The sequence below is a fragment of the Halomonas sp. genome, from assembly GCF_031581305.1.
Taxonomy (GTDB): domain Bacteria; phylum Pseudomonadota; class Gammaproteobacteria; order Pseudomonadales; family Halomonadaceae; genus Halomonas.
Genome location: NZ_JAVLBC010000098.1, coordinates 1 through 12,016, shown reverse-complemented (window position 1 = coordinate 12,016; position 12,016 = coordinate 1). Strand labels below are relative to the sequence as shown.

Genomic DNA, 12,016 nt, shown 5'->3' with positions numbered 1-12,016 from the left:
GCGCCGTGGGCCGGGCCGTACCGCCCGAGAAGCGCAGCCTGGCGATGGGTATCGTCAGCGCTGCCGGTTCCTTCGGCCAGTTCGCCATGCTGCCCGGCACCCTGGGCCTGCTGGGCTGGCTGGGCTGGTCGGCGGCGCTGCTGGCCATGGGCGCCATCGCCGTGCTGATGCTGCCCCTTGGAGCCCTGCTGCGCGACCGCCCCTCGGCCAAGGCCGCCAGCGACATCAGCCTGGGCGCCGCGCTCAACGAGGCCGCGGGCCACCGCGGCTTCTGGCTGCTGTGCCTGGGCTTCTTCGTCTGTGGCTTCCAGGTGGTGTTCATCGGTGTCCACCTGCCCGGCTACCTGTTCGACAGCGGCATCGCCGTGCAGGTGGGCAGCACCGTGCTGGCCCTGGTGGGGCTGTTCAACATTGCCGGCACCTATACTGCCGGCTGGCTGGGCGGGCGCTTCTCCAAACCGCGCCTGCTCACCTGGCTCTACCTGATCCGCGGCGTGGTGATCACCCTCTTCCTGGTCACGCCACTGAGCCCGGCCAGCGCCTACCTGTTCGGCATCGCCATGGGGCTGCTGTGGCTCTCCACGGTACCGCTGACCAACGGCATCGTCGCCTCGGTGTTCGGCGTGCAACACCTCTCCATGCTGGGTGGCATCGTCTTCCTCTTCCACCAGCTCGGCTCCTTCATGGGTGTCTGGCTGGGGGGCTACTTCTACGACCTGCAGGGGGACTACGATGTGGTGTGGAACATCGCCATCCTGCTCTCGGTGGTGGCCGCTGCCCTGCACTGGTTCATCGGCGAGCAGCCGGTCAATCGTCCTGCCCCCAGAGAGGTCGAGGCATGAGTCGTTCACGCCTGGTGCCGATCGCCACCGCGGTTCTCATCGCCATTGCCCTGGCCCTGGCCCTGGCCCTGGCCTGGTGGGGATGGCACCATCTCGACGCCGCCCAGCTGCTGCTCGGCAGCCGATTGTGTTGAGCGGCACGTCGTCAAGCGACAATGGTGGCCGAGCCCTCTACACTGCATTGCAGCATTCACGCTCATACAGGAGCCGATATGGCGACGGGCGAGAAGAAACGGATCGATCTGGCCCTGCAGGGCGGCGGCTCCCACGGCGCCTTGACCTGGGGGGTGCTGGATCGCCTGCTGGAAGACGAGCGGCTGGAAATCGACGGCATCAGCGGCACCAGTGCGGGGGCCATGAATGCCGTGGTGCTGGCCGATGGGCTGCACAGGGGAGGCCGCAATGGCGCCCGTGACGCCTTGCACACCTTCTGGAAGGCGGTCAGCGATGCGGCCCGCTTCTCACCGATCCAGCGCACGCCCTGGGACCGGCTGATGGGGAACGACGGCCTGGACCGGTCGCCGAGCTATCTGTTCTTCGAAAACCTTACCCAACTGATCGCGCCCGCCAAGCTCAACCCCCTGGCCATCAATCCCTTGCGCGACCTGGTCCTCGAGCTGGTCGATTTCGAGCGGGTCAATGCCTGTCGCAAGGTCAAGGTGTATGTCACTGCCACCAATGTCCGCACCGGCCGCGCGAAGATCTTTCGCCAACCGGAACTCACCGTCGATACCGTGATGGCATCGGCGTGTCTGCCCTTCATGTTTCCAGCCGTGGAGATCGATGGCGAGGCGTATTGGGATGGCGGGTACAGCGGCAATCCGGCGCTCTACCCGCTGGTCGATGACCAGGACTGTCGTGACCTGGTGGTGGTGCAGATCAATCCGCTGGTGCGCCAGAAACTGCCGGAGAGCGCCCGGGAAATCCTCGACCGGATCAATGAAATCACCTTCAACTCCAGCCTGATCAAGGAGCTACGCAGCATCCAGCTGTTGCACCGCTTGATCGATGCCGAAGGCCTGGAACTGGAGAGTTACCGTGCCATGCGCCTGCATCTGATTCATGCCGAGCACTATATCGAAACGCTCAGTGCCTCCAGCAAGATGAATGCCGAGTGGGACTTTCTCTCCCGTCTGCATGCCCAGGGGCGTACCTGGGCCGACCAGTGGCTGGAGACGCACTTCGATGCCCTGGGCAAGCACTCGACTTTCGACCTGGATGCGGTCTTCCCCGATACCTTTCGCCCCCTCTCGGCCACTGATGGCACCTCCACGGGACATGACGAAGGGAAGGAGTGATGATCGGTATCTCGGCGATCGCCATCGCGCTGCTGCGCTGATGGGGCTGGCCTACCGCGGGCTGAGCCTGTTGCTCCTGACGACGCTGTGCGACACCTACCTGGCCATGGGCCAGGCCAGCGGTATCGCCCCACCTGATGCATCGCGTCACGGCGGTGGCCACCGGCGGGCTGGATGCCCTGCCGCATAACGGCGCGGTAATCACACTGCTCTCCATCTGCGGTCTGAGCCACCGCCAGGCCTATCTTGATATTGCGGTAGTCGCCGTGGTGGTGCCCCTCATCTCGCTGGTGCTGCTGATCACCCTGGGCAGCCTGGTGGGCCCATTCTGAGCCGAGATCGAGGTCATCCACAGGGCTTCACCATCCACTGTGACGCAGGTAATCTCGAGATGTCCTCTCGGCAAGTTTCCCACGTCATCACCTACGGTTGACGTCAATCAAGAGGGGCCACGCCAGTCCCACTCGATGCTGGACAGGGAGACAGGCCCATGCCGCTTGCGCTGATCATCCTGCTGCCGCTGACGGGGGCCTGCCTGCCCGCCCTGATGCAGGGTCGATCATCGCGCCTGCTGGCCTCAATCTCGGCGCTTCCCGTCCTCTTGAGCCTGCTGCTGCTGCTGAGCTGGTTGCCGCATGTCATGAACGGCGGCGACACCCTCGTGCAGCAACTGACCTGGCTGCCGTCGCTGGGCCTCAACGTGGCCTTCCGTCTCGATGGCCTGGGACTGCTGTTCGCCCTGCTGATCACCGGAATCGGCTGCCTGATCCTGCTCTATGCACGCTACTACTTCGAGGGCAACGACGCCGCCGCACGCTTCTTCACCCTGACCCTGCTGTTCATGTCGGCCATGCTGGGCATCGTGCTCTCGGAGAACCTGCTCTTCCTGCTGGTCTTCTGGGAGCTGACCAGCCTGGTCTCCTTCCTGCTGATCGGCTTCAATACCGACCGCCAGGCGGCCAGGCTGGGCGCGCGCATGTCACTGGTAATCACCGGCGGCGGTGGTCTGGCACTGCTCGGTGGCCTGGTGCTGCTGGGCCAGGCCGCCGGCGGCTATGAGCTCTCCACGGTGCTGGGGGCGGGCGATCGCATCCGCGGCCACGAGCACTATGGACTGATGCTCAACCTGATCCTGCTGGGCGCCTTCACCAAGTCGGCACAGTTTCCCTTCCACCTCTGGCTGCCCCACGCCATGTCGGCGCCGACCCCCGTCTCCGCCTATCTGCACAGCGCCACCATGGTCAAGGCGGGGCTGTTCCTCCTCGCCCGGCTGCACCCGGCACTGGGCGATACCCCGGAGTGGTTCCACCTGGTGACCCTGACCGGCATGCTGACGCTGATGCTGGGCGCCTTCGTGGCCATGTTCATGCACGACATGAAGGGGCTGCTGGCCTACTCCACGGTCTCGCACCTGGGGCTGATCATGCTGCTGCTGGGATTGGGCACTCCCATGGCGCTGGCGGCGGCGCTCTTCCATCTGGTGTGTCATGCGTTGTTCAAGGCGCCGCTGTTCATGATGGCAGGCTATGTGGACCGCGCCACCGGCACCCGCGACATGCGCAAGATCAACGGCCTGTGGCGCTTCATGCCGGCCCTGATGGTACTGTCCGCCATCTCCGCTGCCGCCATGGCCGGCCTGCCGCTGATGAGCGGCTACCTGAGCAAGAAGATGCTGTTCACCGAGAGCCTGCTGGTGACGGCGCCCGACTGGGCGGTGGTGGTGATTCCCACCTGGGTGACACTGGCCGGGCTGTTCTCGGTGGCCTATTCGATCCGCATCTTCCACAACGTCTTCTTCAACGGCCAGCCCATCGACCTGCCCCTCTGGCCTCCCCGAGGGGTACGCGCGGCGGCCCTGTCGCCCATCGCGCTGCTGGCCCTGGCGACCCTGCTGGTGGGGCTGGTGCCGGAACAGGTCTATACCGCCCTGGTCCAGCCCGCCTTCACCGCCGCGCGTCAGGCGCTTGTCGAGCCCTACGACTTCTCGACCCTGGGCGGCCCCCTGCCCATGGTCATGAGCCTCGTCGCGCTGGCGGGCGGCGCGCTCTTCTACCACATGCGCGATCCGCTGTTCCGTCTCCATGCGCGGCTGCCGGCGGTCGACGCCAAGGAGATCTTCGACTGGCTCATGCGCCGCGCGATCGCCCTCTCCCAGCGCCGCGTGTTCCAGCTCGAGAACGGCTCACTGCAGCGCTACCTGGTATTCATCCTGCTCACCGTGCTGGTCCTGGTCGGCCTGGAGCTGCTGGCCGTCGACCACTGGCACGGCGGCGTGACGCTTGCCCCGCTCGACCCGCTGACCGTGCTGGCCGCCATCCTGCTCTGCCTGGCGGCGATCGGCGTGGTGGTCTATCACCATCACCGCCTGCCGGCCCTGCTGCTGCTCGGCATGACCGGGCTGTTCGTCACCGTTACCTTTGCCCGCTTCTCGGCGCCGGACCTCGCCCTGACCCAGTTGATGGTGGAAGTGATGGCCGTGGTGATCATGATGCTGGCGCTCTCCTTCCTGCCGCAGACGTCACCCAGGGGATCGACCCCCTTCAGGATGGGACGAGACCTGAGTATCGCCGTGCTGATGGGCATCGGGGTAACGGCCTTCAGCTTCGCCATCCTCACCCGCCCGCAGGAGACGATCTCCGACTTCTTCCTGGCCAACAGCGTCCCCGGTGGCGGTGGCACCAATGTGGTCAACGTCATCCTGGTGGACTTCCGCGGTTTCGATACCCTGGGCGAGATCACCGTTCTGGGCATCGCCGCCGTGGCGGTGTTTGCCTTCACGCGCGACCTGCACCTCAAGGAGCGGGTGGTCGAAACCCACCCCGGGCACTGGGTCGCCGAGCCACACCCGATCATGCTCAGCACCGTGGCCCGCCTGGTGCTGCCGATCGCCCTGCTGGTCTCGGCCTATATCTTCCTGCGCGGCCACAACCTGCCCGGCGGCGGCTTCATCGCCGGGCTGATCACCGCGGTGGCGCTGACGCTGCAGTACATGGCGGGCGGGCTGGTCTGGGCCCAGGAGCGCATGCTGTCCCCGTTCCGGCCGCTGATCGGCGCCGGCATCCTGATCGCCGTGTTCACCGGTCTCGGCAGCTGGCTGTTCGGCTACCCCTTCCTCACCTCGGCCCACGGCCACCTGCACCTGCCATTGATCGGCGAATTCGAGCTGGCCACCGCCATGCTCTTCGATCTCGGGGTGTATGCCACCGTGGTAGGCGCCACGCTGCTGGTCCTCGCCAACCTCGGCAAGTTGATGACCGTGGCCGGCCCCGGCAAGGAGATCGGCTGATGGAACTGCTCTACGCGATCACGCTCGGCGTGCTGACCACCTGCGGCGTCTACCTGCTGCTGCGGGCGCGCACCTTCACGGTCATCCTGGGGCTGACGCTGCTCTCCCATGCGGTGAACCTCTACCTCTTCGCCTCGGGACGCCTGGTCGCCGGCGCGCCGGCCATCGTCGGACTGGCGCCAGCATCGGCCGACCCCCTGCCTCAGGCGCTGGTGCTCACCGCCATCGTGATCGGCTTCGCCATGACCGCCTTCGTGGTGGTCCTGGCCCTCAAGGCCGCGGTGGAGCTGCGCAACGACCACGTGGACGGTGAGAACCCCGACGAGGACCTCGCATGAACCACGCCCTGATCCTGCCGATACTGCTGCCGCTGATCACCGGTGCCGGGCAGCTGCTGTTCTACCAGGCCCCCTTCGCCCTGCAGCGCCTGCTGGGCTTCGCGAGCACCTTCTGGCTGGTGCTGCTGGGGATCTGGTGCCTGCAGGTCGCCGGCAGCGGCGAGCATCTTCTCTACCACGCCGGCGACTGGCCGGCGCCGTTCGGCATCGTGCTGGTGCTCGACCGACTCTCCGCCCTCATGCTGGCGCTGACCGCCGTGCTGGGATTCTGCTGCCTGCTCTACGCCAGCAACGGCGGCGACCAGCGAGGGGCCCACTTCCATGCCCTCTTCCAGTTCCAGCTGGCCGGCCTCAACGGCGCCTTCCTGACCGGCGACCTGTTCAACCTCTTCGTGTTCTTCGAGATCCTGCTGATCGCCTCCTACGCCCTGCTGCTGCACGGCGGCGGCCGCGCTCGCAGCCGTGCCGGACTGCACTACGTGATCATCAACCTCGCGGGCTCGGCGCTGTTCCTGATCGCTCTGGGCACCCTCTACGGCCTCACCGGTACCCTCAACATGGCCGACCTGGCCCTGCGCGTGGCCGAGGCGCCGCCGAACGATGCGCCGCTGCTCGCCGCCGCCAGCCTGGTCCTGCTGGTGGTGTTCGGCATCAAGGCCGCCATCCTGCCACTGCTGTTCTGGCTGCCCCGCGCCTACTCGGCCGCCAGCGCACCGGTCGCAGCGCTCTTCGCCATCATGACCAAGGTCGGTATCTACGCCATCCTTCGGGTCTTCCTGCTGGTCTTTGCGCTGGGCGAGACACCGATCAACGCGACTGCCTGGGGCTGGCTGTGGCCGCTGGCGCTGCTGACCCTGGCACTGGGCGGCGTCGGGGTGCTGGGCTCGAACAGCCTGCGCACCCTGACCGCCTATCTGGTGATCCTCTCGGTAGGCACCCTGCTGGCCACCATCAGCTTCGCCACCGAGGCAAGCCTCGGTGCCGCCCTCTTCTACCTGATCCACAGCACCGGCATGACCGCCGTCTTCTTCCTGCTGGCCGACCTGCTCGGCCAGCAGCGCGAGGCGGGCTACGACCGCTTGTCGGCAACCGGCCCCATCGGCCATCGCTGGCTGCTGGGCAGCCTCTTCTTCATCGCCGCCATCGCCATGGTGGGCCTGCCCCCTTTCAGCGGCTTCGTCAGCAAGGCCTGGATCCTGCAGGCCAGCGCGCCGGAACCCCAGGGGTTCTGGCTGTGGGGCGTGCTGCTGGCCGCCGCGCTGCTGATCCTGATTGCCGTCAGCCGCATCGGCAGCAGCTGGTTCTGGCGTCCCGGTGACATGGCCAGGCCCTATCCACTCGAACGGGGCCCGCTGACGCTGGTGTCCCTCATGGTCGGCCTCAACGGGCTCCTGGCGGCATTCGGCGATCCGGTCATGGGCTACCTCGAATTGACCGCACAGCAGCTGCTCGACCCGCAGGCCTATATCGCCGCCGTGCTGCCAGAGGCCACGGCTGCCAGCCAGGAGGTCTCACCATGACATCGTCATCCCGCTCTCGGCAGTTCTGGCTGCCGCGCCCGCTGTTCTCGCTGTTCCTGGCACTGCTCTGGCTGCTGATGGTCAACGAGATCAGCGTGGCGCATGCCCTGTTGGGGCTGGCACTCGGCGTGGCCATACCCTTCGTGACGCACGCCTTCTGGCCCGAAGAGGCAAGGATCAAGCGCCCCCTGCCGCTGCTGCGCTACCTCCTGGTGCTGCTGGTGGACATCCTGCGCTCCAACCTGGTGGTGGCCCTGCGCATATTGCGCCCCACCCGCCACCTGCGACCGGGCTTCTTCCTCTATCCGCTGACGCTGGACGACGACTTCGCCATCACCATCCTCGCCAGCACCATCTCGTTGACACCCGGCACCGTCTCGCTCCACTACGACGTCGAAACCAACACCCTGCTGGTGCACGCCCTGCACCTGGAAGACGAGGATGAGGCCATCGCCATCATTCGTGAGCGCTACGAGACGCCTCTCAAGGAGATATTCCGATGATTGCCGTCGTCATTCCGATCGCCATGGCGCTCTTCGCCATCGCCGCCCTGCTCAACCTCTACCGCCTGGCCATCGGTCCGGACATCGTCGACCGGATCCTGGCGCTGGACACCCTGATGATCAACAGCATCGCGCTGATCGTACTGTCCGACATCTGGATGGGGCTCGGCATGCTGTTCGAGCTGGCCCTGCTGATCGCGCTGATGGGCTTCGTCAGCACCGTGGCCATGAGCAAGTACCTGCTTCGGGGGGACGTCATCGAATGACCAGCATCGACATGCCATGGACCCTGCAGCTCGTCGTCGTCGCCTTCCTGCTGTTCGGCGCCCTGGTGGCACTGATCGGTTCCTGGGGGCTGGCCAAGCTGCCCGACTTCTACACCCGCCTGCATGGCCCCACCAAGGCCAGCACCCTGGGCGTCGGCTGTACGTTGATCGGCTCGCTGCTCTATTTCAGCCACCAGCAGGACGGCGTCTCGGTCCAGGAAGCCCTGGTGACCATCTTCCTGTTCGCCACCGCCCCGGTCAGCGCCCACATGATGGGCAAGGCGGCCCTGCGCCGACGCCTCAAGGGAGTGCCGGGAACCCGCAACATGCCCGACCGGTAGCGGCCCGCCAGACCCTTCACGCCGTAAGGGCGCTGTCCATCCGACATCCCGGCGTCACCGTGTCGTCATGGCCCCTCGGGCATGCTGGCAAGGGGCGACGAGATCACCACCGCCAGCCACGTCTCCCTCGGGCCCCGTCCACTCTTCCTGGTCCAGGACATGGACGAGGAGACCCAGCGCTCACGCGACCTCCGTTCAACCTGGATGACGTGCGCTACTGGATCGACAACGCGCCCCCTCCGTCTACGCCGAGCGCGCCAAGGCGGCCGGGCTCGACCTCATCGCCTGGTCCTTAGAGCGTTCCGGCCCGCTGGCCAACGACAGCGAGTGGTACCACCGCACCACGGACGACATGATCGACAACGACGGCGACAAGCTGCTCACCCTCGATGTGCTCGCCCTTGACGTCGGCATCATCGGCCTGTTCAGCGACTGGCCCGCCACCGTCACCTTCTACGACAACTGCGTGAACGCGAAGGGCTGAGCCCAACCGCCGGGCCGCCCCCAGCGCGGCCCGCCAGCTCGGCTGACGGGCCGCTTGTCCTTGGCAGGTCGATAGGATCCGAAATCCGCGGCACACCCACCCTGGCTCAACCGGCCGGCTTATGCGCCGTGATGGTCCAAGAGCTCGAGCCCATGACGATCTTGCCGTCCTGCTCGAAAGGGGCCAGCGCCTTGCGCAATGCTGTCTCGATCTGTGGGCGCTGCCGTTCTGCCTCATCGCCGGCCTCGCGGAACACCTCTCCCGCCGGCCCCAAGGCGAGCTGGAAGCGCATGGCATTCTCCACCGAGTCGCCGACCTCGACGGGACCGTCGTTGCGCTCGAAGTCGATCGCCTCGAAGTCGGCAATCTCCAGCTGCTGGCTGACCATGTCCGGGTTGGCCATCGAGAAGGGGCCCGGACCACAGGTGCGGGCGTCCTCGCCGGGCGGCGGCAGGAAGTCCAGCACTACCTGCTTGGGCAATCCCAGCCAAGGATTGTCCTCGATGTCGCGCCACACGATGAACATCAGCTTTCCGCCGGGGCGCAGCGCCTTGTGGATGTTCCGCATGGCCACGACGGGATGCTCGAAGAACATCATGCCGAAACGCGAAAAACACAGGTCGTAGTCCGACTCGAAGGGATAGCGTTCGACGTCGGCAGTGACAAAGTGCACGTTGTCGAGGCCAGCCTCGGCGGCACGCCGGCGGGCGTCTTCCAGAAAATCCTCGACACAGTCCATGCCCAACACCTGTCCCTCGGGACCGGTCTTGCGGGCCAACTGGATGGCGGTATCCCCCCAGCCGCAGCCTACATCGAGAATGCTTGCCGCCGGCGGCACGTCGAGTTTCTCCAGAGAAATCCGGCTGTGGTAGCTCAGGCCGTTCATCAGGATCTCCTGAAAACGGTCGAACTTCTCTGCCAAGGTGTCGTTCCAGAAAGCGACGTACTCGCTGAGTTGTTGATCGGTTGCTTTACTCATGGCGGTACCTCCTGTGCCATGTCAGGAAAGCGCCACACTCGTGTCTCGCAGCGCCTCAGACAGATCACCCGGCCGAGGGCCGGCCAGAGTGATGCTGTCACTTACCAGTTCTAGCAGTTTCATTCGGTTTATGGGCAGTGGGTAGCAGCGGAGTAGCATCGGCCACCAGACCACCATTCAAGCGTTATGGACCACCCGCCCCAGTTCACTGACGTCATAGCCCCCCAGCGCCTCGGCGCGCTCGGCGAAGCGCGCCTCCCGAGCGAAGGCCAGCAGCCGCTGGATGGGCGGTTCGAAATAGCTGCGCCGCTTGAGCGCCAGGTCGAAGGCCTCCTCATGCAACGGCACGAAGGCCAGCCCCTGACGGCGAGCCGCCGCCTCGACCCCGAGCCCGGCGTCCGCCTCGCCCTGGCGGATCGCCAGCGCCAGGTCGTCGTCGTTGAGCGACGGGTGCGCGGTGAAGCGCAGCCGGCCGGCCTCGACCCCCGCCCGGGCCAGCAGCCAGGTCAGCAGCCGCTGGGCCCCGGCATCGGGCTGCCGATGGGCCAGGCGCACCGCCTCCCCGGCCAGGTCCTCGAGGCCGGCAATGCCCAGAGGGTTGCCCGGCGCCAGCAGCAGCCCCTGGCAACGCCTCGCCCAGCGCACCATCACCAGATCGCGCATGCCGGAAAGCCCCAGCGCCTCGGGCCGGTTGTAGTCGCCGCGATGCGCGTCCAGCAGGTGCAGCCCGGTCACCATCGCCTCGCCGGCCAGCAGGCGACGCACCCCGTCGCCACTGCCGTGGCAGAGCAGTGCCAGTCCCGCCCCGCTTTCCCGCACCGCCCACTCCAGCAGCGGATCCTGGCTGCCCGCCAGCACGGTGGGCACGGGCCGGCTGCTCGCCCGGTCCCCTTCCAGGTGGTTCATCAGCCAGAGATCGATACTCTGGCGCGGGAAGAGCAGCTTGCCGGTCACCCGCACGCAGGGCATCGCCCCCTGGCGCACCAGGTCATAGACCTTGCGCTCCTTGAGGCGGAGGTAGTCGGCCACCTCGGCGGTAGTCAGGTAGGCAGGCGATGCGCTTCCCCAGTCGGCTTCCCTCATACAAGACCCCTTGGGCATCACGTGTGCAAGCAGCAGGATTGTCGTTTTACTGCATGCTACTGCATGTATTACTGCGTTGGATGCATCAGCGCAATTTAACGCACATGATGCAAAAAGACTTCAGGAGCCCACGATGCCCGACGAGCCCAATGCCTTCCAGACCGCCCTGGCCCTGATCCTGGGCCGCGACCCCGACCTGATCGGGATCGTGGCGCTGTCGCTGCAGGTCTCGCTCTCCGCCGTGCTGATCGCCGCGCTGATCGCCCTGCCGCTTGGCGCGGCCCTGGCGCTGTGGCGGTTTCCCGGCCGCGGGGCGATCATCGTGATGCTCAACGCGCTGATGGGGCTGCCCCCGGTGGTGGCCGGACTGGCAGTCTACCTGCTGCTCTCCCGGGCCGGGCCGCTGGGCGAATTCGGCCTGCTGTTCACCCCCGGCGCCATGGTGATCGCCCAGGTGATCCTGGTGCTGCCGATCATCGCCGCCCTGACCCGCCAGCAGGTCGAGGAGCTTCACGGCGAGTATCGCGAGCAGCTCGCCTCCATGGGCGTGTCGCGGGTGCGCCGCATCCCGACCCTGCTGTGGGATGCCCGCTTCGGGCTGACGACCGTGATGCTGGCCGGCTTCGGCCGGGCCAGCGCCGAGGTCGGGGCGGTGATGATCGTCGGCGGCAACATCGACGGTGTCACCCGGGTGATGACCACCGCCATCGTGCTGGAAACCAGCAAGGGCAATCTGCCCCTGGCGCTGGGGCTGGGCATGGTGCTGCTGGTGCTGATCGCGCTGGTCAATGCCGCCGCCCACCTGGTGGGCGAGACGGCACAGAGGCGGCTGGGATGAACGACATGCAGCGGCTACCCGTGGCAGCCATACCCTCGCTCACGCTGGAGGGCGTCGGCTTCACGCATCGCGGCCAGCCCCTGTTGCATCCCCTCGACCTGCGCCTCGCGGGCTGCCAGCGCACCCTGGTGATGGGCCCCAACGGCGCCGGCAAGAGCCTGCTGATGCGCCTGGCTCATGGCCTGCTGGCGCCTTCATGCGGCCGCGTGAGCTGGGAAGGGCGCCCACCCCGCCAGGC

At 66.6% G+C, this 12,016-nt stretch carries 15 protein-coding genes; 13 read left to right on the top strand and 2 right to left on the bottom strand.

Annotated elements, in window-relative coordinates; all coding sequences use genetic code 11:
* The 11 genes from RI841_RS09705 to RI841_RS09655 form a co-directional block, all read left to right on the top strand.
* Positions 1 to 842: MFS transporter (locus RI841_RS09705; protein WP_310705400.1), on the top strand; the 842-nt coding region annotated here is incomplete at its 5' end.
* Positions 839 to 976 (top strand): hypothetical protein, encoded by a 138-nt coding sequence (locus tag RI841_RS09700; RefSeq protein WP_310705399.1) that lies wholly within the window; start codon positions 839 to 841, stop codon positions 974 to 976. The genes RI841_RS09705 and RI841_RS09700, both read left to right, overlap by 4 nt.
* Before the next feature lie 78 nt (positions 977 to 1,054).
* A complete protein-coding gene (locus RI841_RS09695) occupies positions 1,055 to 2,140 on the top strand; it encodes a patatin-like phospholipase family protein (RefSeq protein ID WP_310705398.1) in 1,086 nt (361 codons plus the stop codon).
* 137 nt (positions 2,141 to 2,277) lie between these two features.
* A complete protein-coding gene (locus RI841_RS09690; protein WP_310705397.1) occupies positions 2,278 to 2,472 on the top strand; it encodes a hypothetical protein in 195 nt (64 codons plus the stop codon).
* A 158-nt stretch (positions 2,473 to 2,630) separates the two neighbouring features.
* Complete coding sequence (locus RI841_RS09685; protein ID WP_310705395.1) at positions 2,631 to 5,426, top strand: monovalent cation/H+ antiporter subunit A; 2,796 nt, start codon at positions 2,631 to 2,633, stop codon at positions 5,424 to 5,426.
* Entirely contained in the window at positions 5,426 to 5,764 is a 339-nt protein-coding gene (locus RI841_RS09680) for a Na+/H+ antiporter subunit C (RefSeq protein ID WP_310705394.1), read from the top strand. Before RI841_RS09685 ends, RI841_RS09680 begins: the two co-directional genes overlap by 1 nt.
* Positions 5,761 to 7,284: a monovalent cation/H+ antiporter subunit D gene (locus RI841_RS09675; RefSeq protein ID WP_310705393.1), complete on the top strand. Its 1,524-nt coding sequence runs from the start codon at positions 5,761 to 5,763 to the stop codon at positions 7,282 to 7,284. Before RI841_RS09680 ends, RI841_RS09675 begins: the two co-directional genes overlap by 4 nt.
* Positions 7,281 to 7,787: a Na+/H+ antiporter subunit E gene (locus RI841_RS09670; protein ID WP_310705392.1), complete on the top strand. Its 507-nt coding sequence runs from the start codon at positions 7,281 to 7,283 to the stop codon at positions 7,785 to 7,787. The genes RI841_RS09675 and RI841_RS09670 overlap by 4 nt, the downstream gene beginning before the upstream one ends.
* Positions 7,784 to 8,053: a K+/H+ antiporter subunit F gene (locus RI841_RS09665; protein WP_310705391.1), complete on the top strand. Its 270-nt coding sequence runs from the start codon at positions 7,784 to 7,786 to the stop codon at positions 8,051 to 8,053. Before RI841_RS09670 ends, RI841_RS09665 begins: the two co-directional genes overlap by 4 nt.
* Positions 8,050 to 8,394 carry a Na+/H+ antiporter subunit G gene (locus RI841_RS09660; RefSeq protein ID WP_250058752.1) on the top strand — a complete coding sequence of 115 codons (345 nt, stop codon included), beginning with the start codon at positions 8,050 to 8,052 and terminating at the stop codon, positions 8,392 to 8,394. The genes RI841_RS09665 and RI841_RS09660 overlap by 4 nt, the downstream gene beginning before the upstream one ends.
* Positions 8,395 to 8,746: 352 nt before the next feature.
* Positions 8,747 to 8,878 (top strand): hypothetical protein, encoded by a 132-nt coding sequence (locus RI841_RS09655; RefSeq protein ID WP_310705390.1) that lies wholly within the window; start codon positions 8,747 to 8,749, stop codon positions 8,876 to 8,878.
* 106 nt (positions 8,879 to 8,984) lie between these two features.
* Here RI841_RS09655 and RI841_RS09650 read toward each other — a convergent pair whose 3' ends face one another.
* Together RI841_RS09650 and RI841_RS09645 are read right to left on the bottom strand one after the other, a co-directional pair.
* Positions 8,985 to 9,857: a class I SAM-dependent methyltransferase gene (locus RI841_RS09650; protein WP_310705389.1), complete on the bottom strand. Its 873-nt coding sequence runs from the start codon at positions 9,855 to 9,857 to the stop codon at positions 8,985 to 8,987.
* Between the two features lie 177 nt (positions 9,858 to 10,034).
* A complete protein-coding gene (locus tag RI841_RS09645; RefSeq protein ID WP_310705387.1) occupies positions 10,035 to 10,940 on the bottom strand; it encodes a helix-turn-helix transcriptional regulator in 906 nt (301 codons plus the stop codon).
* Positions 10,941 to 11,073: 133 nt separating this feature from the next.
* Here RI841_RS09645 and RI841_RS09640 point away from each other — a divergent pair, with 133 nt between their 5' ends.
* A complete protein-coding gene (locus RI841_RS09640) occupies positions 11,074 to 11,778 on the top strand; it encodes an ABC transporter permease (protein WP_310705386.1) in 705 nt (234 codons plus the stop codon).
* A 5-nt stretch (positions 11,779 to 11,783) separates the two neighbouring features.
* Positions 11,784 to 12,016, top strand: a 233-nt coding sequence (locus RI841_RS09635; protein ID WP_310705385.1) for an ATP-binding cassette domain-containing protein, incomplete at its 3' end; no start/stop codon positions are given.

Excerpts from the sequence above, each read along its gene's own strand:
- RI841_RS09700 (WP_310705399.1), top strand. The coding sequence starts at position 839 with ATGAGTCGTTCACGCCTGGTGCCGATCGCCACCGCGGTTCTCATCGCC.
- RI841_RS09695 (WP_310705398.1), top strand. The coding sequence starts at position 1,055 with ATGGCGACGGGCGAGAAGAAACGGATCGATCTGGCCCTGCAGGGCGGC.
- RI841_RS09690 (WP_310705397.1), top strand. The coding sequence starts at position 2,278 with ATGCATCGCGTCACGGCGGTGGCCACCGGCGGGCTGGATGCCCTGCCG.
- RI841_RS09685 (WP_310705395.1), top strand. The coding sequence starts at position 2,631 with ATGCCGCTTGCGCTGATCATCCTGCTGCCGCTGACGGGGGCCTGCCTG.
- RI841_RS09680 (WP_310705394.1), top strand. The coding sequence starts at position 5,426 with ATGGAACTGCTCTACGCGATCACGCTCGGCGTGCTGACCACCTGCGGC.
- RI841_RS09675 (WP_310705393.1), top strand. The coding sequence starts at position 5,761 with ATGAACCACGCCCTGATCCTGCCGATACTGCTGCCGCTGATCACCGGT.
- RI841_RS09670 (WP_310705392.1), top strand. The coding sequence starts at position 7,281 with ATGACATCGTCATCCCGCTCTCGGCAGTTCTGGCTGCCGCGCCCGCTG.
- RI841_RS09665 (WP_310705391.1), top strand. The coding sequence starts at position 7,784 with ATGATTGCCGTCGTCATTCCGATCGCCATGGCGCTCTTCGCCATCGCC.
- RI841_RS09660 (WP_250058752.1), top strand. The coding sequence starts at position 8,050 with ATGACCAGCATCGACATGCCATGGACCCTGCAGCTCGTCGTCGTCGCC.
- RI841_RS09655 (WP_310705390.1), top strand. The coding sequence starts at position 8,747 with ATGATCGACAACGACGGCGACAAGCTGCTCACCCTCGATGTGCTCGCC.
- RI841_RS09650 (WP_310705389.1), bottom strand. The coding sequence starts at position 9,857 with ATGAGTAAAGCAACCGATCAACAACTCAGCGAGTACGTCGCTTTCTGG.
- RI841_RS09645 (WP_310705387.1), bottom strand. The coding sequence starts at position 10,940 with ATGAGGGAAGCCGACTGGGGAAGCGCATCGCCTGCCTACCTGACTACC.
- RI841_RS09640 (WP_310705386.1), top strand. The coding sequence starts at position 11,074 with ATGCCCGACGAGCCCAATGCCTTCCAGACCGCCCTGGCCCTGATCCTG.